28 protein-coding genes are annotated in these 21952 nt (G+C 66.2%); 15 read left to right on the top strand and 13 right to left on the bottom strand.

Annotated features, from left to right (window positions below):
* The first annotated feature begins 102 nt into the window (after positions 1–102).
* Positions 103–639: a hypothetical protein gene (locus tag H3H39_RS06630; protein WP_182152596.1), complete on the top strand. Its 537-nt coding sequence runs from the start codon at positions 103–105 to the stop codon at positions 637–639.
* Between the two features lie 28 nt (positions 640–667).
* On the opposite strand, the gene H3H39_RS06635 is transcribed toward H3H39_RS06630, so the two are convergent.
* Entirely contained in the window at positions 668–1681 is a 1014-nt protein-coding gene (locus tag H3H39_RS06635; RefSeq protein ID WP_182152597.1) for a zinc-binding alcohol dehydrogenase family protein, read from the bottom strand.
* Positions 1682–1780: 99 nt separating this feature from the next.
* Between H3H39_RS06635 and H3H39_RS06640 the strand changes: the two genes are divergently transcribed.
* Positions 1781–2689 carry a LysR family transcriptional regulator gene (locus H3H39_RS06640; protein ID WP_182152598.1) on the top strand — a complete coding sequence of 303 codons (909 nt, stop codon included), beginning with the start codon at positions 1781–1783 and terminating at the stop codon, positions 2687–2689.
* 84 nt (positions 2690–2773) lie between these two features.
* Positions 2774–3856, top strand: coding sequence for an AI-2E family transporter (locus H3H39_RS06645; RefSeq protein WP_182152599.1), 1083 nt, complete (start codon positions 2774–2776; stop codon positions 3854–3856).
* 90 nt (positions 3857–3946) lie between these two features.
* Here the strand turns inward: H3H39_RS06645 and H3H39_RS06650 are convergent, their stop codons facing one another.
* From H3H39_RS06650 to H3H39_RS06690, 9 genes are all read right to left on the bottom strand, one after another.
* On the bottom strand, positions 3947–4171 hold the full coding sequence (locus tag H3H39_RS06650) for a hypothetical protein (RefSeq protein ID WP_182152600.1): 225 nt from the start codon (positions 4169–4171) through the stop codon (positions 3947–3949).
* Positions 4172–4304: 133 nt separating this feature from the next.
* Positions 4305–5732, bottom strand: coding sequence for a cardiolipin synthase (gene cls / locus H3H39_RS06655; protein WP_182152601.1), 1428 nt, complete (start codon positions 5730–5732; stop codon positions 4305–4307).
* 115 nt (positions 5733–5847) lie between these two features.
* The gene (locus H3H39_RS06660) at positions 5848–7152 is read right to left on the bottom strand and encodes an acetyl-CoA hydrolase/transferase family protein (RefSeq protein ID WP_182152602.1); all 1305 of its coding nucleotides are present in this window, start codon (positions 7150–7152) and stop codon (positions 5848–5850) included.
* Between the two features lie 33 nt (positions 7153–7185).
* On the bottom strand, positions 7186–7359 hold the full coding sequence (locus H3H39_RS06665) for a hypothetical protein (RefSeq protein ID WP_182152603.1): 174 nt from the start codon (positions 7357–7359) through the stop codon (positions 7186–7188).
* Positions 7338–7868, bottom strand: a complete 531-nt coding sequence (locus H3H39_RS06670) for a DUF3617 domain-containing protein (RefSeq protein WP_182152604.1) — start codon at positions 7866–7868, stop codon at positions 7338–7340. Before H3H39_RS06670 ends, H3H39_RS06665 begins: the two co-directional genes overlap by 22 nt.
* Positions 7869–7985: 117 nt before the next feature.
* Positions 7986–8132 (bottom strand): lmo0937 family membrane protein, encoded by a 147-nt coding sequence (locus tag H3H39_RS06675; protein WP_182152605.1) that lies wholly within the window; start codon positions 8130–8132, stop codon positions 7986–7988.
* Between the two features lie 153 nt (positions 8133–8285).
* Positions 8286–8699, bottom strand: a complete 414-nt coding sequence (locus tag H3H39_RS06680; RefSeq protein ID WP_182153105.1) for a hypothetical protein — start codon at positions 8697–8699, stop codon at positions 8286–8288.
* Positions 8700–8867: 168 nt separating this feature from the next.
* Positions 8868–9089, bottom strand: a complete 222-nt coding sequence (locus tag H3H39_RS06685; protein WP_182152606.1) for a YMGG-like glycine zipper-containing protein — start codon at positions 9087–9089, stop codon at positions 8868–8870.
* Positions 9090–9195: 106 nt separating this feature from the next.
* Positions 9196–11205: an AsmA family protein gene (locus H3H39_RS06690; protein WP_182152607.1), complete on the bottom strand. Its 2010-nt coding sequence runs from the start codon at positions 11203–11205 to the stop codon at positions 9196–9198.
* 246 nt (positions 11206–11451) lie between these two features.
* On the opposite strand from H3H39_RS06690, the gene H3H39_RS06695 reads away from it, so the two are divergent.
* From H3H39_RS06695 to H3H39_RS06725, 7 genes are all read left to right on the top strand, one after another.
* Positions 11452–11850, top strand: coding sequence for a DUF4398 domain-containing protein (locus tag H3H39_RS06695; protein ID WP_229217912.1), 399 nt, complete (start codon positions 11452–11454; stop codon positions 11848–11850).
* Between the two features lie 39 nt (positions 11851–11889).
* Entirely contained in the window at positions 11890–12777 is an 888-nt protein-coding gene (locus tag H3H39_RS06700; RefSeq protein WP_229217913.1) for an OmpA family protein, read from the top strand.
* A 24-nt stretch (positions 12778–12801) separates the two neighbouring features.
* Positions 12802–13338, top strand: a complete 537-nt coding sequence (locus H3H39_RS06705) for a ferritin-like domain-containing protein (protein WP_182152608.1) — start codon at positions 12802–12804, stop codon at positions 13336–13338.
* A gap of 61 nt (positions 13339–13399) precedes the next feature.
* Positions 13400–13702, top strand: coding sequence for an ElaB/YgaM/YqjD family protein (locus H3H39_RS06710; protein WP_182152609.1), 303 nt, complete (start codon positions 13400–13402; stop codon positions 13700–13702).
* 6 nt (positions 13703–13708) lie between these two features.
* The gene (locus tag H3H39_RS06715; protein ID WP_311196868.1) at positions 13709–14107 is read left to right on the top strand and encodes a phage holin family protein; all 399 of its coding nucleotides are present in this window, start codon (positions 13709–13711) and stop codon (positions 14105–14107) included.
* An 11-nt stretch (positions 14108–14118) separates the two neighbouring features.
* Entirely contained in the window at positions 14119–14487 is a 369-nt protein-coding gene (locus H3H39_RS06720; RefSeq protein ID WP_182152610.1) for a hypothetical protein, read from the top strand.
* A 28-nt stretch (positions 14488–14515) separates the two neighbouring features.
* On the top strand, positions 14516–15667 hold the full coding sequence (locus H3H39_RS06725; RefSeq protein WP_229217914.1) for a patatin-like phospholipase family protein: 1152 nt from the start codon (positions 14516–14518) through the stop codon (positions 15665–15667).
* Positions 15668–15714: 47 nt separating this feature from the next.
* Here the strand turns inward: H3H39_RS06725 and H3H39_RS06730 are convergent, their stop codons facing one another.
* From H3H39_RS06730 to H3H39_RS06740, 3 genes are read right to left on the bottom strand one after another with little or no spacing between them, the layout of a single operon-like run.
* Positions 15715–16218 carry a hypothetical protein gene (locus H3H39_RS06730; RefSeq protein ID WP_182152611.1) on the bottom strand — a complete coding sequence of 168 codons (504 nt, stop codon included), beginning with the start codon at positions 16216–16218 and terminating at the stop codon, positions 15715–15717.
* 33 nt (positions 16219–16251) lie between these two features.
* Positions 16252–16404, bottom strand: a complete 153-nt coding sequence (locus H3H39_RS06735; RefSeq protein WP_182152612.1) for a DUF3309 family protein — start codon at positions 16402–16404, stop codon at positions 16252–16254.
* Positions 16405–16419: 15 nt separating this feature from the next.
* A complete protein-coding gene (locus H3H39_RS06740) occupies positions 16420–16881 on the bottom strand; it encodes an outer membrane lipoprotein (protein WP_182152613.1) in 462 nt (153 codons plus the stop codon).
* A 203-nt stretch (positions 16882–17084) separates the two neighbouring features.
* Between H3H39_RS06740 and H3H39_RS06745 the strand changes: the two genes are divergently transcribed.
* The 5 genes from H3H39_RS06745 (at position 17085) to H3H39_RS06765 (ending at position 21910) form a co-directional block, all read left to right on the top strand.
* Entirely contained in the window at positions 17085–17396 is a 312-nt protein-coding gene (locus tag H3H39_RS06745) for a BON domain-containing protein (protein ID WP_182152614.1), read from the top strand.
* 289 nt (positions 17397–17685) lie between these two features.
* The gene (locus H3H39_RS06750) at positions 17686–18273 is read left to right on the top strand and encodes a winged helix-turn-helix domain-containing protein (protein ID WP_229217939.1); all 588 of its coding nucleotides are present in this window, start codon (positions 17686–17688) and stop codon (positions 18271–18273) included.
* A 104-nt stretch (positions 18274–18377) separates the two neighbouring features.
* Positions 18378–19250, top strand: coding sequence for a M90 family metallopeptidase (locus tag H3H39_RS06755; RefSeq protein ID WP_182152615.1), 873 nt, complete (start codon positions 18378–18380; stop codon positions 19248–19250).
* 118 nt (positions 19251–19368) lie between these two features.
* The gene (locus tag H3H39_RS06760; RefSeq protein ID WP_182152616.1) at positions 19369–20661 is read left to right on the top strand and encodes an ATP-binding protein; all 1293 of its coding nucleotides are present in this window, start codon (positions 19369–19371) and stop codon (positions 20659–20661) included.
* Between the two features lie 208 nt (positions 20662–20869).
* On the top strand, positions 20870–21910 hold the full coding sequence (locus tag H3H39_RS06765) for an extracellular catalytic domain type 2 short-chain-length polyhydroxyalkanoate depolymerase (RefSeq protein ID WP_182152617.1): 1041 nt from the start codon (positions 20870–20872) through the stop codon (positions 21908–21910).
* The last annotated feature ends 42 nt before the right edge of the window (positions 21911–21952 follow it).

Consider the following 21952-nt stretch of genomic DNA (forward strand, 5'->3'; position numbering starts at 1 on the left):
TTCTCTTAAGGCAGGTCAAACTCTGTGCGTGTCGCGCAGCGGCACCGTGTCCGCTTTGCTACTGTAGCGTGGATCAACTCCATCATTTCGGAGACACGCATCATGTCCAACGCGCCCATCGGCATTTCCCTGGAACGCTTGCTGGCCAGCGTACGCTGGCTGGAGCAACGCTCGCGCGCCGTCGGCCTGCCGCCCGTGCTGGCGCGGCTGCCCATGCGCTGGCTGTGCTGGCATTACTGCCGCATGTTGCAAACGAAGATAGTGCGCATGCGGCGCATCTCCACCAAGTTTCGGCGCTGGGTGGTGGTGGTGCGCCAGATGGCGGCCATCGGCGCGGAACGGCTGGAGATGCTGGACCTCGACAAAGGCTTGACGGACGCGGTGGAATCGACGCGCCAGTCCTTGTGGGAATTGCGCGACTGCTGCCTGGAGATCGACACCATGTTCGCGCAACTCGGCTATGTGTCGGCCCGTTTGCAGCGCCGGCAACAGGAACTGCTGCAGGCGATCTCCGACTCTTGCGAGCTGGCGGGGGTGCTGCAGGCCGAGCTGAGCGCGCACGACAACGCCGTGCTGGCGCGCCTGCGCGACTTGCGGGCGCAGGAACTGGCCGCCTGCGGGCCGCTGCCCGGCGGCTAACGGCCTGGCGAGCGGTCGGCCGCCTGCCTCAGAACCCTTCCAGTACGATCTTGCCGATGGCGCGGTTGCTCTCGATCAGCGCGTGGGCCCGTTTCAGGTTGGCCGCGTTGATCTTGCCGTAGCGCTCGGAAAGCGTGGACTTGATCAGGCCCGTGTCCACCAGTTGCGCCACGTCGTTCAGCAACTGGTGCTGTTGCTGCATGTCGGGCGTGCCGAACATGGAGCGGGTGAACATGAACTCCCAATGCAGCGACACGCTCTTGCGCTTGAGCAGGCGCACGTCGAGGGCGGCCGGATCGTCGATCAGCGCCACCTTGCCTTGTGGCGCCACCAGTTCGGCGATGGCCTTCCAGTGCTGTTCGGTCTGGTTCAAGCTGGCCACGTAGTGCACTGGCGGCAAGCCGAGGCGCGCCACTTCCTGGTCCAGTGGCTTGGTGTGGTCAAGCACGTGATGGGCGCCCTGGTCGCGCACCCATTGCGCCGTGTCGGGCCGCGAGGCGGTGCCGATCACGGTCAGTCCCGTCAACTGGCGCGCCAGTTGCACCAGGATGGAACCGACCCCGCCGGCCGCGCCCACCACCAGCAGCGATTGCCCGGCGGCGCCGGCGCCGCGCGGCACACCGAGCCGGTCGAACAGCAATTCCCAGGCCGTGATGGCCGTCAGGGGCAGGGCGGCCGCCTGGCCGAAGTCCAGCCGTTGCGGCTTGTGCCCCACGATGCGCTCGTCCACCAGGTGCAGCGCGCTGTTGGTGCCGGGGCGGGTCAGCGAACCGGCATACCAGACCGCGTCGCCGGGGCGGAACAGGGTCACATCCGGCCCGACGGCCTGGACGATGCCGGCCGCATCCCAACCGATCACTTTGGCTTCGCCCGCGGCCGGGGCGACGCCGGTGCGGATCTTGACGTCGACCGGGTTGACGGAGATGGCGTGCACCGCCACCAGCAAGTCGCGCCCATGCACTTGCGGCACGGGCAGGTCGACGTCGAGCAGGGCGTCGGCGTCGGTGATGGGCAGGTTGTGGCGGTAGGCGATGGCTTTCATGGGAATGCTCCGGTGGATGGGAATGGGCGTATCATCATTTATTTGATCTTGAAGAAAAAGAAGGTCAATGCCGAAACACTTTCAAGGGAATGAGGAAAATTGCTGCGCCTGGATGATTTGACCGTGTTCGTGCGCACGGCCGAGCACGGCAGCCTGTCGGCCGCCGCCCGTGAGCTGGCGATTTCGCCGGCCCTGGCCAGCGCCGGCGTCAAGCGGCTGGAGCTGGCGCTCGGACTGCGCCTGTTCGCCCGCACCACCCGCTCCTTGCGCCTGACGGAGCAGGGCGAGCACTACCTCACGCATGCGCGCGAGGCACTGCGCCTGCTCAAGGAGGGACATGACGCGCTGATCCAGGGCAAGGACGATTTCGCCGGTACGCTGAAAATCGCGCTGCCGTCCGACATCGGCCGCAACATCGTGCTGGGCTGGCTCGATGCATTCCAGCAGCAATATCCCCGTATCGTGTTGCAGTTGAGCGTGGGCGACCGGGTCTCCGACCTGTACCGGCAGCCGGTGGACCTGGCGATCCGCTATGGCCAGCTGGACGATTCCAGCCTGGTGGCGTTGCCGCTGGCGCCGCACAACCGGCGCGTGCTGGTCGCCGCGCCCGATTATGTGCGCCGGCACGGCCGGCCGGCCACGCTGGCCGCGCTGCGCGACCACAATTGTTTGCGCTTTTGTATCGACGGCGTGATCCATGACCGCTGGACCTTCCACGGTCCCCATGGCGCGGCACCGGTGACAATGGTCGTCGCTGGCGACCGCAGCGCCGACGATGCGGACGTGGTGCGGCGTTGGGCGGTGGCGGGCCAGGGCATCGCCTGCAAGTCGCAGTTGGACGTGATCGATGATCTCCGCAGCGGCCGGCTGGAGCAGTTGTTGCCGGAATTCGCCGGCGAAGCGGCGCCGCTGAACATGGTGTGCATGCACCGCAGCCAGGTCACGCCGGCCGTGCTGCACTTGCGCGATTGCCTGCGCGCCCAGTGCGAGCGGCTGCTGGCCGGTTGAATCCGGGAAAAAATTTACCTCCGCCTGGTTGCGCCGGGCGGAAATGCCCTTACCATTCGTTCAATCTTCACTGGAGACCCATCCATGACCGAATCCCAGCGCGACCTCTTGAGTGCCGGCTTTTCCCTGACCCTGATCGCGCTCGCTGCTTTTGTGATGCAGCGCTTTTTCCTGCCGCTGGTGTGGGCCGGCATCCTGTGCGTGGCGACATGGCCCTTGTACCGCCAGGTGCTGGCGCGGCTGGGCAACCGCGCCATTCCGTCGGCGGCGTTGCTGACGCTGGTCTGCGCCTGCGTGTTCGTGCTGCCCGTGCTGCTGGCCCTGACCCAGGCCGCACATCAGGCGCCGCTGCTGGCCGCTTTCATCGCAGGGGCCAATACGGACGGCATCCCCGTGCCCGCCTTCCTGCACAATCTGCCGCTCGCCGGCGAAGCCATCGCGGACTGGTGGCTGGCCACGTTGAGCCAGCCGCATGGATTGTCGCACCTGCTGTCCGGCAGCGGGCTGGGCAGTTTTCACACGGCCGGCGACATGCTCAAGAGCATGGGCGCCGGTTTCTTCCACCGCCTGGTCGATTTCGGCCTGGCCTTGCTGTGCCTGTTTTTCTTCTACAAGGACGGTCTGGCGTTGACGCGCCAGATCACAGCCATCGGCAGCCATTGCTTCAGCGAACAGCGTTGGGGCCGGTATGCGGCCAAGATCCCCACCGCCATCCGCGCCACCGTCAACGGCCTGGTGCTGGTGGGCCTGGCCGAGGGCGTGCTGATCGGCATCGGCTACGCGCTGGCCGGCCTGGCGTCACCGGCCCTGTGGGCGGCCGTGACGGGCATCCTGGCCATCATCCCGTTTGGGGCGCCACTGGCCTTCGTCAGCGCGGCCGCCGTGCTGGTGGTGCAGGGTAGCGTGCCAGCCGCCATCGGCGTGGCTGCGTGGGGCACGGCGGTGCTGTTCGTGGCCGACCATTTCGTGCGTCCCGGCATGATCGGCAATGCGACGCGCTTACCGTTCCTGGCCGTGTTGTTCGGCATCCTGGGCGGGGTGGAAACCATGGGCCTGGTTGGCCTGTTCATTGGTCCCGTCGTCATGGTGCTGTTCATGACCCTGTGGTACGAGGCCGATGTGTTCGACAGTCGCGTGGCGGCGGACCTGCCTGATCAAAGCGTGTGAGCGCGTGAGCGTCTGGGCGTTGCCGGCATTGCCGTGTTGCCGGCGGAGGCGCTCGCGTTCAGCGCGAACGGCTCCCCGAGCCGGCGGACATCAATGTGCTTTCGACAGGATCAGCAGCCAGCGGCGCAGCAGCAGCACTTCCAGGTGGCCCGCTTCCACGCCCGTGTCCAGTTCGATCACGGGATTGACGGCGTAGTAGCGTTTGCGGAAGTCACGGCACACCAGCATTTCGCGTTTGCCCATGCGAAGCAGGAAGGACATCGGTGCGTATTCCAGACCAAAACGGGAACCAAAGCTGCTATTCAGTGTTGTCATGACAATTCCTTGGAAGGGAGATGCGTTGAACGAGTCATCAGAATAGCACAACTACTGTATGAATCCACAGGTACTGTATAAATATTCAGTAAAGTACTGGATCTGTGGTTTTTCCGCCAACGTGCCGCCATGCTCACAACCAGTACGCCATGATGCGCGCCAGCCACTCGCGCAAACGCTCGCCGAGCGGGCGGGCATGCCATGCTTGCGGCGTGATCTCGACCGAATCGCGCAAGTCTTCCTGGAAGGCGCTTTCCATTTCCTTGCCGAAGCCGTCGCCCAGCACCACCACGTTCAGTTCGCTGTTGTGCAGGAAGCTGCGGGTGTCGATATTGGTTGATCCCACCGTGGACCATTCGCCGTCGATGACGGCCGTCTTGGCGTGCAGGATGGCCGGCTTCATGGCGTGGATGTGCACGCCAGCGTCGAGCAGTGCATCGTAGCTGGCGCGGCCCGCGTAGAACACCAACCCCTGGTCCGACTGGCCCGGCACGACAAGGCGCACGTCGACGCCGCGTCGGGCCGCCGCCGCCAGCGCGGCGACGGTTTGCCGGTCCGGCACGAAATAGGCGGACGTCAGGTGGATGCTGTGGCGCGCCTGCTGGATCGCCAGGCTGTAGGCCCGGTAGATTTCGTAGTGGCCGCCGGGTTCGCTGGCCAGCACGCGCACGATCTTGTCGCCGGCCGCTACCGGCGTGGGGAAGTAGTGCGCATCGCGCAGGTCGTCGGCGTCCTGGCTGGCCCAGGTGCGCATGAACAACCACTGGAACGCGGCCACAGCCGGGCCTTCCACCATCACTTCCGTGTCGCGCCAGCCCAGGTGCGCTGCGTCGGCTGGCTGGCTGCGCGACCGGAACAGCGAACCGCGCGCATACGTGCCGCTGATGTTCAGGCCGCCCGTGAACGCCACCTTGCCGTCGACGACCAGCAGCTTGCGGTGGTCGCGGTTGTTGATGCGCCAGTCATCGCCGCGCAGGCGCGCCGGATTGACGGGGTTGAACGCCACCAGGTGGATGCCGGCCGCGCGCATGCGCTCGAAGAACGCTTGCGGCACCTCCAGCGTGCCCACGCTGTCATACAGGATGTTGACCGTGATGCCTTGGCGCTGGCGCTCGATCAGCAGGTCGGCGAACTGGCGGCCCAGCGCATCCTGTTCGAAGATATAGGTTTCCAGGTTGATGTGGTCGGTGGCCGCGGCGATGGCGGCCGCCATGGCCGCCATGGTCTGCGGGCCGTCATACAGCAGCGTGCACTTGTTGCCCGCGATCAGGGGCACGCCGGTGGCCGCTTCTTCCAGCGCGGCGGCGGCCTGCAAGTCCAGCGTGCCTTTGGGCCAGCGTTTGCGCAGCAGGGTCAGCGTGCGGCTGTCGCTGAGGGGGCCGTGGGCGCCGCTCACGGTGGGCGTGGCCGACGGCGTCAGCGTGCTGCCCAGTTCCCGGACATCGGGCAAGCTGGCGCAGCTGCTCACACCCGAGCACAGCAGCGCCACCAGCAGCCAGCACGCGTGCCGGAGGCCGGAAGCGCCCCGTTGGGCGCTGTTGCGTTGGAGGAGGACGCGCATGGGGGCAACGGCCGGGCCGCATCGACGAAAGCCCTAGCGTAGCACTTTCGTCAGCTGTTGCCCGTGCGCTAGCGTACACGTACGCACGCGCGGCGCCGCTGCCCCCGGTTCCGCGTCAGCCGAGCAGCATCTTGCCGGCGGCGGCCCGCAGCTCGGCCCGGAAGTCCGGGTGGGCGATGGCGATCAATGCCTCGGCGCGCTGCTTGGCGGACTTGCCGCGCAACTGCGCCACGCCATATTCCGTGACCACGTAGTTCACGTCATTCTTGCTGGTGGTGACGTGGGTGCCGGGCGTGAGCGTGGGCATGATGCGCGAGATGGTGCCATCCTTGGCCGTCGATGGCAGCACGATGAAGGACTTGCCGCCGCGCGAGCGGTTGGCGGCCCGCACGAAGTCGGCCTGGCCGCCCGTGCCGGAGTAGGGCAGGTGGCCCATGCTCTCGGAGCCGCACTGGCCCAGGAAGTCCACCTGCAGGCTGGCGTTGATGCTGATCAGCTTGTCGTTCTGGCCGGCGATGTAGGGATCGTTGGTGAAATTGACCGGATGCATTTCCAACATGGCGTTGTGGTGCATGAAGTCGTACAGGCGCTTGGAGCCGAGCGCGAAGGTGGCCACCATCTTGCCCGGCAACAGGGTCTTGCGGCGGTTGGTGACGGCGCCCGCTTCCACCAGCGTCATGATGCCGTCGCCGATCATTTCCGTGTGGATGCCGAGGTCGTTCTTGTTGGTCAGTTGCATCACGACGGCGTCGGGAATGCCGCCGTAGCCGATCTGCAGGGTGGAGCCATCATCGATCATGTCGGCCACGTATTTGCCGATCGCCTCCTGCACCGGGCCGATCTTGGGCAAGCCCACTTCCATCACGGGCTCGTTGCTTTCCACCACGGCCGCCACCTGCGATACATGCACGTGGCACTGGCCATGGGCGAACGGGACGTTGGGATTGACTTCCAGCAGGATGACGCGGGCTTTCGCCACGGCCGCCATGGTGTAGTCGGGGCCCAGGCTGAGCGAGAAGAAGCCGTGTTCGTCCATGGGCGACGCCATCGCGCACACCACGTCGGCCGCGATCTGGCCCCGCTCGATCAGGCTGGGCAGCTCGGAGAAATAGGCGGGGACGAAATCGGCCCAGCCGGCCTGGCCGGCCGCGCGCGAGGCGCCGCCGAAGAACAGGGCCACGTGGCGCACGTGTTCGACCGTCTCGGGATCGAAGTACGCGTATTTGCGCATGGCCAGGATCTGCGCCACCTTGACGTCGCGGAACTGGCGGCGCTGCTCGGACAGCGCCGTGAGCAAGGTGGGCGGCTCGCCGACACCGGACGGGACGATGATGGTGTCACCGTCGCGCAGCAGGCGCAGCGCGTCGCTGGCGGTGCCGCGTATATTGTCATAGAGCGCTTGGGGGGAGGGGCGTTGCATGGAGTGTCGGCCTTTCTTTATAGTTGTCTCGTATTATTTTTCTTCACTATAAACCAGCACGCCGGGCACGCAGATGCCGGAAAAATTAATTTCTGATTTTGTTGCCGGGCGCGTCACAAGCGGGCCTTCCGTCAGCACGCTGTAAGGCTGATCGGGTCTGATACAGGGTGGCGCGCCGGCCGTTGTCAGTGCGGTGGTTGCGCGCAAGCGGGCGCCAGCCAGCGCCCGGAGGTATCGACCGCCATCTGTTCCGGCTTGCCGCGCGCGCTGGTGGTCACGTTCATGTGCATGGTGAATGCCGTGTCGCCTTGAAAGCGTACTTGTCCCTGGCCGCTGGACGGCGGGTTGGTGCAGCTGAAACTGACGTTCATGCCGCCGCTTACTGGCTGCGTGTGGCTGCTGCATTGGCCTTGCTGGCCGGTGGGCAGTTCATGGCGGGCCGCCATCTCCGGCGTGATACAGGCGCGCATGGCGACGCCGCCATCGCCCGACAAACGCGGCATGGTGGCGCCATGCTGCCCCATCATTTGCTCCATCTGCTGGCGCTGGGCGGGCGGCATGCTGTTCAGCTGCTGCAGCGCCGCCGTCATGGCTTGATCCATTTCCGGATTCGCGCTTTTCATTTTGCTACTCAGTTCCCACTGTCCGGGCCGTATGGTTTGGGCGCCCGCGTGGGCGGCGGCGAAGACCAGCAGGATGGCGGGCAGGCGGGACATGGCAGCTCCAGTGGGGGAGTGGAGCTTGCAGGATATACCCAACAGGGCGGTAACGCGAGTGGCGCGCGAGGTCATTGTGGCGCACCTTCGCGCGCCCATGGTTGTGGTGTGGACCGGTCAGACGCCCCGTCCGCTGATCAGGCGCAGCAGCACCATGACAATGGCGACCACCAGCAGGATGTGGATGAACCCCCCGATCGTGTAGGAGCTGACGACGCCCAGCAGCCAGAGGATGAGCAGGATGACGGCTATGGTATAGAGCATGATGAAATCCTTCGCGTAGAGTGAGCGCCGGACACACGCCGGCTGGCTGGACGACGCGGCCAACCGCTGTGGCGGGCCGCGTCCTGTATGGCCTAGATTCTCACCGTGGCGTGGCGCGGGGTCTGTACGGTGCCGTACACGCGCGCCGGACCGTCAGCGCCCGTCGTGCGGCGTGCCGTTGGCGATGTTTACCGGCTCGGACGGCATATAGGCTTGGACCGGCGTGCCGGCGGGCGTGCCGCCGGCAGGGTCAGCAACCGGGGCTTCCGGTGCGGGTGGGGCGGCCATCTGGATCTCCGGCGCCGCCGCCTGGATAGTTTGCTGGGCTTCCAAGGAGTGGGCCACGGGCCGAACCGGCTGCCGCGTCGCTATCGCTTGCTGCGCGGGCGGCATTGCCGGCGCCGGCTGTTGGATCACCGGCACGGGTTGATAGGCGCTGCCTTGGGACGAAGGCAACCAGCCGAGTATGGCGGCGGTGCCGACACCGCAGAACAGTACGACAGCGACGGCGGCGATGATGAGAATGGGATGGGTGACCTGCTGGGCCGAGGCTTCGTGAATATGCATAACGCTTCCTGGGTTGAATACTTGACGGCTGGCAAGCCGCTTTCTGAATGCAAGGATTCTCCTCCGATGAGTGTCATGGTTCTGTGCGACAGCGTACATACAGCGCCAATTATCGGCGTGACGGGCGCGGCCGTTGGGGCCGGCCGCGCGCGTTGTGCAGGTTGCAACTTAGTGGCGTTTGTCGATCTGGTTGCCGATCACACCGCCGACGGCGGCGCCGCCCACCGTGCCGACCGAACTGCCGTTGGTCAGCACCGAACCGGCCACCGCGCCGACGCCGGCGCCCACGGCCGTGTTGCGGTCGCGCGTGGACATGCCCGAGCAGGCGCTCAGGCCGATGGTGCCGATCAGCATCGCGGTGGTCGCAATCAGTTTTGCTGTGCTAGCCATGATGTTCTCCTTGAAGAGGGCGGGCGCCCTCCTGTGATGATGGTTGCAGGCTACGGCGGATCGGGCTGGCAGTCCGTACGCCAGCACACATAGATGGCCGCCGGCCTCAGCGCCGGGCCGGCGTCAGCAACGGCGCGCAGCCGCTGACGGCCGTGCCACCGGGACCGGCGTTGACCAGCGGCAAGATGGCGGCCACCGGCGCCACCGCCGCCAGCGCCAGCGCGCCGCCCGCGCGCAAGGCCAGCACGCCCTTGTCCACGCTCACGTCGGGCTGCTTGAAGGTGCCGCGCACGTAGATGGGCGCGCGCAGCGAGAACACACGCAAGCCCTTGCTGTCGGGCTTGAGCGTCAAGTCCAGCTTTTCCTGCGCCAGGCTGACGGTGCCGGTGACGTTGAGCGTGGCGTCCTCGGTGTCGACGATGAACTGGCGCGTGTGCATCAGCCCGTTGGCGACGCTGAAGTCGGTCAGCATGCAGTTGAGCCTGACCTGTTTGTCGCCGAACAGCTTGGCCAGCACCACGTTGCCGATGTTCAGTCCCATTTCCTCCAGCAACAACTTGCTCACGCTGCCCTGGTTGACCACGGTGCGCAGCTCGCCATTGGACGAGGCCAGCAGGCTGGCCACGGAGTCGCCCGTAGCGGCCAGGCTGGCATCGCCGTTCAGTTCGCCCATGCTGGTGTCCTTGACGGCCAGGGCTGGGAACAACTGCTTGAGTTGCACATGGCGTGCGCTGGCCTTGAGCGTGCCTTGCAGCGCGTGCGGCGTGCGCTTGCCGCTGCCGTCGAGCCGGATGTCGGAACTGAGCTTGCCGCCGGCCACGTCGAAGGTCAGCGGCGCCAGCGTCAGCACGCCGTCGCGCAGGCGCAGTGCCGTGTCGAGCCGGTGGATGGGCAGCTCGCGTTCGCGCACGATGCGCTGGGCCTGGAAGCGCACGTCGGCGTCGATGCTGGTCCAGCGTTCCGTCTTGAACGATTCGATCGGCAACACCTTGTCGCCCGGCTGCACCGGCGCCACCCCGCGCGCCCGCTTGCTGGCGTTGGAGTCGGCGCCGATCAGCGGCGCCAGGTCGGAAAATTGCAGCAGCGTGGAATGGACGGCGCCCGTCAGCACAGGCCGCGGGCCGCCGGTGCGGAACGCCAGGTCGCCGGCGATGTCGCTGGCGCCCACCTTGCCCGTGAACTGGTCGTAATGCCAGTCGCCGCCGTGCGGGCCGAGGCTGGCGCGCAAATGGCCGGCCGTGCGGAACGCTGGCGTTTCCGGCAGCAGCACGCCGGTCAAGCCATACAGCCGCGCCATGCTGGCGCCCGCCACTTGCAGTTTCAAGTCGAGCGCGGCCAGTTCCGTGGGCTTGGTCAGGGTACCGGTGATGCTGATGTCGGTGGCGCCTACCGTTAAGCGCGCGGTGAGCGGGTAGGGCGTCGTTTGCTGCTGCAGCGACAGCACGGCGCCGGCCTTGCCGTCGCCCTGCACGGGCTGGCCGTTCCAGCGGCCGCGCAAGCGCCATGCCACGCCATACAGCGGGTCGCCGGCCAGGGTGTCGATATCGGCCGCGGCGTCGGCCCTGGTCAGCGCATCGACATAGTGCACGCTGCCTTTGGAGAACACCACCTGCCGCAATTGCAGCCGCCACGGCGAGGGCTGCTCGGTCGGCTTGAAGGTCCAGTTGTCGCGGCCCTGGGCGTCGCGCCGCAGCAGCACGGCGGGCGTGTCGAAGCGCAGCACGGGAATCTCGATGCGGTGTTCCAGCAGCGGCAGCAAGTCCAGCGAGAAGGACAACTGGCGCACGCTGGCCATGTCGTCCGCGCCGGCCGTGGTGGCCGTCTCCGCCATGGTGGTGGGATTGCCCAGATGGACGTCGTCGGCCAGCAGGTGGGGCAGCGGCAGATAGTCGCGCCAGGTAGTGTCGGCCGCGCTGTGCCCCTGGCGTTCCCAGGTCAGGCGCAGGTCGCCGCGGATGGCGAACGGACGGCCCAGCGCCTCGCCCACACGTGCGCCCAGCCAGGGGCGCGCGCTGTTCCAGTCCACATTGAGCAGGACGGCCACGGCCAGCGCCGGGATGGCGATGGCCACGGCGGCGACGGTCAGGGCGATTCGGACAGGACGGGACAGTGACATGCTTGGCCTGGATGTGGTGCTTGATCGGACGGTTGAGCGCGCGAGGATAACGTAGTCGGCTCCGTTTGGGTATGGGCAGTGGCCCATGATCGACAGCCTACACCGGTGCGCGCACTGGCGGCGCGGCATTGGCGGGCCGGGGACTATGTGCGGCAACGTACTGAAACTGGCTCGGCATGGGCCTATAAGAGTAAGCATTGTGGCCGCCCCGACGCAGGCGGCTCCCACTTGACAAGGAGAACGACCATGCGAACTAGCCTATCCCAGATGCAACGGTGGCCACTGCTGGCGGGCGCGGCGCTGTTAGCCGCCTGCGCCGGCTGCGCCAGCCAGAAGACGCCGGCCACGGCCGACGTGGCCGCTTCGCGCGCGGCTGTGGACAGCGCGGCCATCGCGGGCGCCGGAGAACTGGCACCGGACGAGATGCAGGCCGCGCGCGACAAACTGCAGCGTGCCAACCAGGCGCTGGCGGCCAAGGATTACCGCACGGCGGAAAACCTGGCCGTGCAAGCCCAGGCTGACGCCAACCTGGCGCAAAGCAAGGCCAGCGCCGGCAAGGCCAGCACGGCGGCGGCCCAACTGCAGGACAGCATCCGCGCGCTGCGCGATGAAATCGAACGCAACCGCAGTACCCAGCAACAGTGACGCGCGGCGCCACCACTGGCGCCAACACAGGAGACCATCATGAAAACAACCATCATGAACAAGACCCATTGCATTCCGGCGGCGTTCGCGCTATCCGTGCTGATGGCGGCCTGCGGTACCAGCCCTGTCACCACCAGCCTGCTCGACCAGGCCCGTGGCGATTACCTGGCCGCCCAAGGCAACCCGGCCGTGGCGCGCGATGCGCCGGCCGAGCTGCAACGAGCGACCGAAGCGCTCGAGCGCGCCAATGCGGCCGCCGCCCACCGCGACAGCCTGAACACGATCGACAGCCTGGCCTATGCGGCCAAGCAGCGCATCGCGGCGGCGCAGGAAGCGGCGCGCCAGAAAGCGGCTGAACGGCAGGTCGCCGACGCCGGCCGCCAGCGCGACCAGGTGCTGGTGCAGGAGCGCACCGAGGAAGCGGACCAGCAGCGCCAGAAAGCGCAGCAAGCCCAGGTCCAGGCGCAGAGCGCCAACGCCCAGGCCCAGGCCGCCAACGCCCAGGCCAGCGCCTTGCAACAGGAATTGGCCGACCTCAAGGCCAAACAGACCGACCGTGGCCTGGTCATCACCTTTGGCGACGTGCTGTTCAATGTCGACCAGGCCCGGCTCAGTGCACAAGGCATGCGCACCGCCGAACGGCTGGCCGACGTGTTGCGCCAGCAGCCGGCCAGCAGCGTGCTGGTGGAGGGCTTCACGGACAGCACCGGCAGCCCGGCCCACAACCTGGAATTGTCGCAACGGCGCGCCGAGGCCGTGCGCGACGCGCTGACCAGTATGGGCGTCGCGCCCGAGCGCATCGCCACCCGCGGCTATGGCGAAGCCTATCCCGTGGCCAGCAACGACAACGCGGGCAACCGCCAGCTCAACCGCCGGGTCGAGATCGTGCTGTCGCAGAACGGCGGGACGATCGCCAACCGCCATTGAACGCCCACTCTGGAAAGGAAGATCATGGATGACATCCAACCCACGCCGCGCAGCGGCATCGACAAGGTGGCCATCCGCGCCGCCGCCTCGCACCTGCAGGACGGGCCCGTGACGGCCGGCTACCAGGGCGACCGCGCGGCCGTGGTGGAACTGCTCAACGACGCGCTGGCCACGGAGCTGGTATGCGTGGCGCGCTACCGGCGCCACTACTACACGGTGGTCGGGCGGCAGAACAGCGCCATCAAGGCCGAGTTCCTGGCCCACGCCGAGCAGGAGCAGGAACACGCCGGCTGGCTGGCCGAACGCATCATCCAGCTCAATGGCCAACCAGATTTCAATCCAGCAACGTTGCTCGCACGTAGTCATGCCGAGTATGATGAGTCTGTCGACGTGCAAGCCATGGTGCGGGCCAATCTGATCGCCGAGCGGGTGGCGATCGAATCGTACCGGCAAATGATAGAACGGCTGGGCACGGCCGACCCCACCACCACCCATTTGCTGATCAAGATCATGGCGGTGGAAGAAGAACATGCGGACGATATGCGCGATTTACTCGATTGAGTCCGAAACGCGGTAAGGTAGGACCGGGAAGTTCTTTCACTCACATTACAGGAGCCTCATCATGCTGGAAAACAATATCAGTACCGTGAACAACGACGTCAAGACCCTGGTCAAGGATGCGCAAGCCCTGTTTACGGCGGCCACCGCGCTGACGGGGGAAAAGGCCGAGGAATTGCGCGGGCGCGGCATGCGCGCGCTGGACACGGCGCTGGCCAAGGCCCACGAGGCCCAGCAGAGCGCGCTCGAAGCGAGCAAGGAAATGGCCAAGTCGGCCGACGTGTACGTGAAGGAAAATCCGTGGCGCTCGATCGCCCTGGCGGCGGGCGTGGGCCTGCTGGTGGGCGTGATCCTGGGCCGCAAGTAATCCATCGTGGCCCATACTGATCCGAGGGAGCAGGGGGCGGTGCCGCCGCCCGGCCTGCTGGCCTCGCTGGCCACAGTCGCGCGCAGCGTGCTGGGCCTGGCGTTGTCGCGGCTGGAGCTGGCGGCGCTGGAGCTGGGCGAGGTGCGCAACCAGCTGCTGCGGCTGGTGGTGGCGTTCGCGCTGGCCGTGGTGGCCGGCTGTTTCGCGCTGGCCTACGGCACCGTCACCATCGTCTACCTGGCGTGGGATGCGCTGGGCTGGAAAATCCTGCTGATCATGACGGGCGCCTTCGTGCTGGCGGCGCTGTGCCTGATCCGGTATGCGCGCGGCATGCTACGTGATGGCAAGCTGTCGCTGACGGCGACCATGGCCGAACTCAAGTCCGACCGCGATATGTTGCTGTAGCCGGAGGAAGCATGACGACACAGACGGAACAGGCGGCGCTGGCGGCCGACAAGATGCGCTTGATACGGGAAGGCGAGTTGCAGCGGGTCAAGGTGGCCCATGCCAAGGCCCAGCTGGGCATGGCCTTGCGGCCGGAAGCCCTGTTGCATAGCGCCGTGGACCAGGCCTCCGCGCTGGCGCAGGCGCGGCTGGGCGGCTTGCTGTCGCCCGGCGGGCTGAACATGGCCAACCTGAAGACGGTGCTGCCGATCGCGTTGACGGTGGGCTCCTTCATTATGCGCAAGCGTTTGCTCAAGCCGGCGCTGGGCGTGGGCGCCGTGGTGGCGCTGGGTGTGGCCTGGCTGGCCCGGCGCAAGCGCACCGCGTCCACCGGCGAATAATCCCTTCCCACTGACCCCACCGACCACAATGAAAATGGAAAACCAGGCGGCGCAGGTGCCGCTGCGGCCGCTCAATCCGGCCGGCATGCGGGTAGTATTGGTGTTGCAGGGCGGCGGCGCGCTGGGCGCCTACCAGGCTGGCGTATTCCAGGCGCTGCACGAGAGCGGCCTGGCGCCGGACTGGATCGTGGGCACGTCGATCGGCGCCATCAATGCCGCCATCCTGGCCGGCAATACGCCGGAAGTGCGGCTGGAGCGGCTGCGCGCGTTCTGGCATGGCATCGCCCATCGCGACACGGTGGACATGCGCGCCATCCCCGACACTATGCGCCGCACCAACATCCTGATGCAGACCTGGGATACGATGCTGCGCGGCGTGCCGGGCTTTTTCCGGCCGCGCGGCTTCAACCTGTTTCCCACCGGCCTGGCGGTGGCGCCCGAACAGGCCAGTTTCTACGATACGAGCGAGTTGGGCCGTACTTTGGACCAGCTGGTCGATTTCGATTACCTCAACGCGCCCGGCGGCATCCGGCTCACCGTCAATGCGCTGGCTGTCACCAGCGGCAATTTGCGCCGCTTCGATAACCGCGACCTCGACATCCGCGCCGACCACATCCGCGCCAGCGGCGCCTTGCCGCCCGGCTTTCCCGCCGTGCGTATCGATGGCGACCTGTACTGGGACGGCGGCCTGTATTCGAACACGCCGCTGGAAACCGTGCTGGAAGACGCGGGCGCCACCGATACCTTGTGCTTCATGGTTGATTTGTGGAACGCGGAAGGACCGGAACCGACCACACTCGATGAAGTGCAGACCCGGCAAAAAGATGTGACCTTCGCCTCCCGCTCGCGGCGCCATCTGGACGACTATGTAAAAACCCAGCGCATGCGCCAGAAGTTGCGCGAGCTGTACCAGGCGTTGCCGGCGGCGGCGCAAACGGAACAGACGGCGCGCGAACTGGCCGCGCTCGGTTGCGACACGACGCTGCATGTCGTGCGCCTGCCGTACAGTGGCCGCGACTGGCACATGGCGGCCAAGGATATCAATTTCTCGCGTGGCTCCATCGACTGGCGCTGGGACCAGGGTTATGCCGATGGCCAGCGCGCCATCCAGGCGGCCTCCTGGCTATCGTTCGTCAGCGAGGATACGCCCCTGGTGGTGCACGAACTGCCACCGGCCTGAGCATCGCTCTGGCCGGCGGCGCCGGCCGCTGTCATCGCGGGCCGCTATCATTCCAGCCGGTTATTTTCATCCCGTATCAGTTTGGCGTTGACCATGTCGTGCCGGTAGGTGCTGCGCGCCTCCTTCAGGCAGGCGTTGCGTTCGGCCGCCGGCTGTTTCTTACAGGCCAGCGTGGCTTCCTGCAGCGCGGCCGCGATTTCCTTGCGGACGATGCGTAACTGATCAGCCGGCGTGCTGTCGTGCTGGTACCAGCGGCCGGGGTCGCCGTGCGCGATTTCCTTTTTCTGCTGCTGGGCCACGGCGGGCGGCGTGACGCCCGGCGTGCTCTCTTGCACCGTGGCTGCGGCGGGCGCGTTGTCTTGCGTGGGCGCGACCGCTGGCAGGTCCGCCGGTGGCGTCACGGGCGTGGTTTGCGGTGCCGGCGGCATGGCGTCGCGCGGCTGTTCCGTGGTCTGGGCGTACGCGGCGGCGCCCAGCATGGCGCTGAACAGCAAGGGCGCCACGCGCAGCGGTGCGCGTGCAATAGGGTTCAGTATGTTCAGGTTCATCATTTTTACCTCCCATCTCAGGCCGAGGGCGGCCAGTCAGAGTCTGCCGGTGAGCAACATGACGAGCAGGACCAGCACCACCAGCCCCGTCACGCCGCTGGGCGCGTAGCCCCAGTTGCGGCTGTGGGGCCAGGCGGGCAGGGCGCCGATCAACAGCAATACCAGGATCAGCAGGATCAAGGTTCCCATGGCGCCCTCCGGCCGTCAGTAACGGTACAGGTGGTCATTGACCAGGCGTACCCGGGCACCGACCTGCATGCCGGCCAGGTCGTCCTGCTGCAGCACGCGGTAGTCGCCGTTGTCCATGCGCACGCTGATCTGGTAAGTGTCGTGCGCCTGGTTGCGGTCGCTCTCGACCTTGTTGCCCACCAGCGCGCCGCCCACGGCGCCGGCCACGGTGGCGGCCGTGCGGCCGCTGCCCGAGCCCACTTGGTTACCCACCAGCGCGCCCACCAGGCCGCCCGTGACGGCGCCGGCGCCGCTGGTGCCGCCGCCGGTGCGCACCACCTGGATGCTGTCGATGGTGCCATAGCTGGCCGCCACCGACGATGTGGCCGGTGGATAGGTCACGGCGGCCGGTTGGGTGTTGCTGGCGCAGCCACCGAGGACGGCCGCGGCCGAAGCCGCAACCAGCGTGATGGCGCCCATGTAGGTGCTGTGTCTCATGTTGTTCTCCCGAAAAGTGTGGCTTCAGATTAGCCAGCGCACGCTACCCGGTCTGTACGCTGCCGCACCGTGCGTCCTGTGTACGGCAACGTACGGATGACCGGCGTTTTTGCGGGTACAACTGGGCTGTCGGTGCGGCGCCATGCGCGCTGGCTGGCTCGCTCCGGGTATTTCGTCGGACCATCCCATCTAGGAGACTTACCATGAAATCCGCACATTACATCGCGACGGCCTGCCTGTCCGCCGCACTGCTGGCCGTGGCCGGTTGCGCCTCCACCCCCAAGCAGGAAGGTACGGGCGAGTATGTTGACGACAGCTTCATCACCACCAAGGTCAAAGCCGAGATATTCAATGAACCGACCTTGAAATCGACGGAAATCAATGTCGAAACCTTCAAGGGCAAGGTGCAGCTGAGCGGCTTCGTCGCCAATCCGGCCGATATTGCCAAGGCCGCCGAGATCGCCCGCAACGTGAAGGGCGTGAAGGAAGTGAAGAACGATATTCGGGTCAAGTAGGGAACCAAGCGCGCCGGCGGCTATCCAACAGTGATAACCCTGCCGTGCGCGCGGCCGCGCGGCGTCCATGATGCATTTGGATACAAATTGATGACTTTATATGTTCGTTGCCGCACAGACCGAAAAATCGTGCCCCGGCAATCTAGTGACCGATGCACAACGCTTGGCGTTGCTCTTGCATGGCCGCCATTTGTCCCGGGAATTAGTTTTAAGGAGTAAAAAAATGCATGCATACAGACAAACTCAACATCTCGACGTCAGCCCAGCCCGGGGCCAGGGCTGTCCCGAGATGCCGGCTCTGCCGGCGCGCGATGGCGGGCTCCGGCCGTCCCAACTGACTCTGGTCGAGCGGGCCGCGCCGCCGCTGGACCGCAAGCCGGCCCTGTCGATGGCCTCCATCGAGCGCGTGCGTTCCACCTCGGCCACCTTGCGCCGCATCGAAAACATGCAAAAGCTGATCGGCGAGCTGTCCATGCATGAGATGTTGGCCGATGAGATCGCGTGGTTCCTCAAGTTTTCGCCGTCCGGCGCCCGCAAGTACATCCGCGACCTGCGCGAGGCCGGCGTGATCGAACTGGCGCGTTACATCGAAGGCACGGCCACCTACCTGGGCAAGGCCGTGTACCAGATCACGCCTGATCCGGAGCGGGTGCGCGCGTTCCTGGCCGCCATTGTCCAGCCCAAGCGCGAAGGCACGCCGCCGCGCAAGGAGCGCCCCGGCGCACGCGAGCTGGCCATGGCCGGCAACGGCCGCCATTTCCACATCCTGGCCGACGACACCCATTACGCGATCCGCGTCAACCGCGGTCCCGTGATGCGCGATCCGCTGGTGGCGGCCTTGTTCGGCTCGCCCGAATCGCAACAGAAGGCGGAATAGCGGGACTGGCGCCAGTGCAAGAAAAGTGATTGAATTGACGGCAAGCCGCCCCACTTGGGGTGGATGGCCGGGCATCCCGTCGCGGCCGATTGACACGGATGCACATGGACGCTTTGCTCTTGGTAGGCTTGACGCTGCTGGCGCTGGTCCTGCCCTGGCTGATTCCGCGCTGGCGCTTGCGGCGCGCGCTGGCCCGGCCCTTGCCGGCCAGCGCGGTGGCCGTGCTGGAACGCCAGATCCCCCCTTACCGCCACATGGCCCCGGATTTGCAGGCCCAGTTGCGGCGCCTGGTCGCCCAATTTCTCCATCAGAAAAAATTCATCGGCTGCGAAGGGCTGGTGGTGGACGACGCGATGGCCGTCACCATCGCCGGCCAGGCTTGCATGTTGTTGCTGAACCGGCCCAGCAAAGTCTATCCCGCGCTGCACACCATCCTCGTCTATCCCAGCGCCTTCGTGGCACGGCGCGACCAGGTGGGGCCGGGCGGCGTGGTGACCCCGGGCCGCCAGAGCATGCTGGGCGAATCGTGGGACGATGGCCGCGTGGTGCTGTCGTGGGACGACGTGCAGCGCGGCGCGGCCGACTGGACGGACGGCCACAATGTGGTGCTGCACGAATTCGCCCACCAGCTCGACAGCGAGTCGGGCCGCGCCAACGGTGCGCCCTACCTGGGCCACCACGCCAAGTATCGCGAGTGGTCGGAAGTGCTGGCGCGCGATTTCCAGGCCCTGCGCTGGCAAGCCACGTACCGCCAGCACAGCGTGATGGATCACTACGGCGCCACCAGCCCGGCCGAATTTTTCGCCGTGGCGACGGAAACGTTCTTCGAGAAACCGTGGCAGATGGCCCAACACCATGCCGAACTGTACGCCGAATTCAGCCAGTATTACGGGGTCGATCCGCGCCTCTGGCAGGCGCCGCCGCCAGCGCCACCCGAGCCTGATCCGCACCATCTGGCCTGGCACGCCCACGGGTGAAATTTGCGCAGCACGATAGTGAAATCGGGCATAATCGGAAACAGCCGCGCATGTCTGCCCGCCGCACCCATCGCGTCCGTCGCCATGCAGTGTTCGCCGCGAGACTATCGCTATCGTTATGCAATTCGAAGAGCTCGAATTCTTTTCTTCCGACACGCCGGCCCGGCCCCCGGCAGCCGAGGCGGCCTCGCCGCTGGTGCGCCTGCAATACCTGGTCGATAACACGCCGGCCATCATCTACAGCACCGTACCCAGCGGCGACTTCAAGATGACCTTCGTCAGCAACAACGCCTACCACGTGCTCGGTTACCGGCCCGAGCAAATGCTGGCCGACCCCAACTTCTGGTTCGACCACATCCACCCGGACGACGCGCCCAACATCTTCTCCAGCCTGGCGCTCGTGTTCACCCAAGGCCAGCGCGCCTATGAATACCGCTTCCGCGTGGCCGACGGGTCCTACCTGTGGATGCACGACACGCTGCGCCTGATCCGCGACGAACATGGGGCGCCGCTGGAAGTGATCGGTTCGCTGACCGACATCACGGCCCGCAAGCACATGGAGCAAGTGTTGCTGGCCAAGGGCCAGGAACAGCAGCAGCTGATCGGCAAGCTGCGCGACGCCCACCAGCAATTGCTGCAGTCGGAAAAGATGGCATCGATCGGCCAACTGGCGGCCGGCATCGCGCACGAGATCAACAACCCGGTCGGCTTCGTCAATTCCAACATGGGCGCGCTGCAAGGGTATGTGGGCACGCTGCTCAGCGTGATCGACCAGTATGAGCAGGCCGCGTCCGACCATCCGGCCCTGGGCGCGCGCCTGCAGGCCGTACGCGAGCAGGCCGACCTGGATTTCCTGCGCGAGGATGTGGGCGAGCTGGTGCGCGAATCCATGGATGGCCTGAAGCGGGTCAAGGACATCGTCCAGTCGCTCAAGGACTTTTCCCACGTGGGCGAGACGGAATGGCAGGTCGCCGACCTGCACAAGGGCCTGGACAGCACGCTCAACATCGTCGCCAATGAACTCAAGTACAAGGCCACCATCATCAAGCAATATGGCCAGTTACCGCAGATCCGCTGCCTGGCGTCGCAACTGAACCAGGTGTTCATGAACCTGCTTGTGAACGCCGGCCACGCCATCAAGGAGAAGGGCGAGATCACGCTCAGCACGGGCACGGCCAACGGCTGGGTCTGGGTGGAGGTTGCCGACACGGGCGTGGGTATCGCGCCCGAACACTTGAACCGCATCTTCGAACCGTTCTTCACCACCAAACCGGTGGGGAGCGGCACCGGCCTGGGTTTGTCGCTGTCCTACGGCATCGTCCACAAACATGGCGGCAAGATCGACGTGGCGTCCGAAGTGGGCAAGGGCAGCCGTTTCATCGTGCGGCTACCGATGACGCCAGCCAGTTGAGCGCATGGGCGGGCAACGTTCGCTGCACGCCATCAACACTCCATTCTCCCGGTAATTTGTATTTTTACCACGATCCGGCCCGGGCCGCCCCGGCGCCCGGATTCTGTGGGAAGATCGCCTAGCGTTGATGCTGCAGTGCATCAATTTCACCTTGCTAGGCACTGCGCGACGCCCGCCTTTCTTCCCCCTTGCCGATCCTGGAGCCCACATGAAATTGCCCGTCCCCGCTTCCCTGCTGGCCGTCGCGCTGGCGTTTTCTCCTCTGGCGCAAGCCAGCAACAACTTGCCCGCGCTGGGTGCCGACCATGGCGCCACGTCCGTCTCCGGCCTGTCGTCGGGGGCGTTTATGGCGGTGCAATATCAAGTCGCCTATTCCAGCTCCGTGGTCGGTGCCGGGGTGGTGGCCGGCGGGCCGTATTACTGCGCGGCCGGCTCGCTGGTGAACGCGGCCGTGTGCATGGGCCAGGTGCCGTTCCTGCCGCCCAATCCGGCCCTGTTGCTGCTGTCGGCCCAGGGGTTCGCCGCCGCCGGCCAGATCGACCCGCTGAGCGACTTGCAGAACGACCGCATCTACGTGTTCAGCGGCACCAAGGATACGGTGGTGTACCAGCAGGCGGTGGACGCCACGGTCACCTTCTTCAAGGATGCCGGCGTGCCCGACGCCAACCTCGTGTACGTGAACAACGTGCCGGCCGGCCATGCCTTGCTGACGCCGGCGTTCGGCAACAGTTGCGGCGCCAATGCCGCGCCCTACATCAGCAAGTGCACCGTGCACCACGCGGCGTACGACCAGCCGGGCGCCATGTTCGCCCACATCTACGGCAACGCCAAGGCGCCGGCCAGCAAGCTGTCGGGCAAGATCATCACGTTCAACCAGCGCGAATTCGCCGACGCCAGCACCGGCATGGCGGCCGACGCCTTTGCCTATGTACCGGCCAGCTGCAACGCCGGCAAGGCTTGCCGGGTGCACGTGGCATTCCACGGCTGCAAGCAGTCGGCGGCCGTGGTGCAGGATGATTTCTATGGCAAGAGCAGCTACAACAGCTGGGCCGACAGCAACAACATCATCGTGCTGTACCCGCAGGTGAACGCGTCCAACGTGCCGTACAACCCGCAGGGCTGCTGGGACTGGTACGGCTACACGGGCCTCAATTACGCGTTCAAGTCCGGCCCGCAGATGTTGGCCGTGCACGCCATGGTGGAACGCTTGACGGGCACGCCGGCCAACACGGTGGCTGCGGGCCGGTAAGGGATGACGCTGGACCCGCGACGCTGGACCCGCGCCGTACGC

Origin of the sequence: Rugamonas apoptosis (genome assembly GCF_014042355.1) — a bacterium.
Classification (GTDB): domain Bacteria; phylum Pseudomonadota; class Gammaproteobacteria; order Burkholderiales; family Burkholderiaceae_D; genus Rugamonas; species Rugamonas apoptosis.

Excerpts from the sequence above, each read along its gene's own strand:
- H3H39_RS06630 (WP_182152596.1), top strand. The coding sequence starts at position 103 with ATGTCCAACGCGCCCATCGGCATTTCCCTGGAACGCTTGCTGGCCAGC.
- H3H39_RS06635 (WP_182152597.1), bottom strand. The coding sequence starts at position 1,681 with ATGAAAGCCATCGCCTACCGCCACAACCTGCCCATCACCGACGCCGAC.
- H3H39_RS06645 (WP_182152599.1), top strand. The coding sequence starts at position 2,774 with ATGACCGAATCCCAGCGCGACCTCTTGAGTGCCGGCTTTTCCCTGACC.
- H3H39_RS06650 (WP_182152600.1), bottom strand. The coding sequence starts at position 4,171 with ATGACAACACTGAATAGCAGCTTTGGTTCCCGTTTTGGTCTGGAATAC.
- cls (WP_182152601.1), bottom strand. The coding sequence starts at position 5,732 with ATGCGCGTCCTCCTCCAACGCAACAGCGCCCAACGGGGCGCTTCCGGC.
- H3H39_RS06660 (WP_182152602.1), bottom strand. The coding sequence starts at position 7,152 with ATGCAACGCCCCTCCCCCCAAGCGCTCTATGACAATATACGCGGCACC.
- H3H39_RS06670 (WP_182152604.1), bottom strand. The coding sequence starts at position 7,868 with ATGTCCCGCCTGCCCGCCATCCTGCTGGTCTTCGCCGCCGCCCACGCG.
- H3H39_RS06675 (WP_182152605.1), bottom strand. The coding sequence starts at position 8,132 with ATGCTCTATACCATAGCCGTCATCCTGCTCATCCTCTGGCTGCTGGGC.
- H3H39_RS06680 (WP_182153105.1), bottom strand. The coding sequence starts at position 8,699 with ATGCATATTCACGAAGCCTCGGCCCAGCAGGTCACCCATCCCATTCTC.
- H3H39_RS06685 (WP_182152606.1), bottom strand. The coding sequence starts at position 9,089 with ATGGCTAGCACAGCAAAACTGATTGCGACCACCGCGATGCTGATCGGC.
- H3H39_RS06690 (WP_182152607.1), bottom strand. The coding sequence starts at position 11,205 with ATGTCACTGTCCCGTCCTGTCCGAATCGCCCTGACCGTCGCCGCCGTG.
- H3H39_RS06695 (WP_229217912.1), top strand. The coding sequence starts at position 11,452 with ATGCGAACTAGCCTATCCCAGATGCAACGGTGGCCACTGCTGGCGGGC.
- H3H39_RS06700 (WP_229217913.1), top strand. The coding sequence starts at position 11,890 with ATGAAAACAACCATCATGAACAAGACCCATTGCATTCCGGCGGCGTTC.
- H3H39_RS06705 (WP_182152608.1), top strand. The coding sequence starts at position 12,802 with ATGGATGACATCCAACCCACGCCGCGCAGCGGCATCGACAAGGTGGCC.
- H3H39_RS06710 (WP_182152609.1), top strand. The coding sequence starts at position 13,400 with ATGCTGGAAAACAATATCAGTACCGTGAACAACGACGTCAAGACCCTG.
- H3H39_RS06720 (WP_182152610.1), top strand. The coding sequence starts at position 14,119 with ATGACGACACAGACGGAACAGGCGGCGCTGGCGGCCGACAAGATGCGC.
- H3H39_RS06725 (WP_229217914.1), top strand. The coding sequence starts at position 14,516 with ATGAAAATGGAAAACCAGGCGGCGCAGGTGCCGCTGCGGCCGCTCAAT.
- H3H39_RS06730 (WP_182152611.1), bottom strand. The coding sequence starts at position 16,218 with ATGATGAACCTGAACATACTGAACCCTATTGCACGCGCACCGCTGCGC.
- H3H39_RS06735 (WP_182152612.1), bottom strand. The coding sequence starts at position 16,404 with ATGGGAACCTTGATCCTGCTGATCCTGGTATTGCTGTTGATCGGCGCC.
- H3H39_RS06740 (WP_182152613.1), bottom strand. The coding sequence starts at position 16,881 with ATGAGACACAGCACCTACATGGGCGCCATCACGCTGGTTGCGGCTTCG.
- H3H39_RS06745 (WP_182152614.1), top strand. The coding sequence starts at position 17,085 with ATGAAATCCGCACATTACATCGCGACGGCCTGCCTGTCCGCCGCACTG.
- H3H39_RS06750 (WP_229217939.1), top strand. The coding sequence starts at position 17,686 with ATGCCGGCTCTGCCGGCGCGCGATGGCGGGCTCCGGCCGTCCCAACTG.
- H3H39_RS06755 (WP_182152615.1), top strand. The coding sequence starts at position 18,378 with ATGGACGCTTTGCTCTTGGTAGGCTTGACGCTGCTGGCGCTGGTCCTG.
- H3H39_RS06760 (WP_182152616.1), top strand. The coding sequence starts at position 19,369 with ATGCAATTCGAAGAGCTCGAATTCTTTTCTTCCGACACGCCGGCCCGG.
- H3H39_RS06765 (WP_182152617.1), top strand. The coding sequence starts at position 20,870 with ATGAAATTGCCCGTCCCCGCTTCCCTGCTGGCCGTCGCGCTGGCGTTT.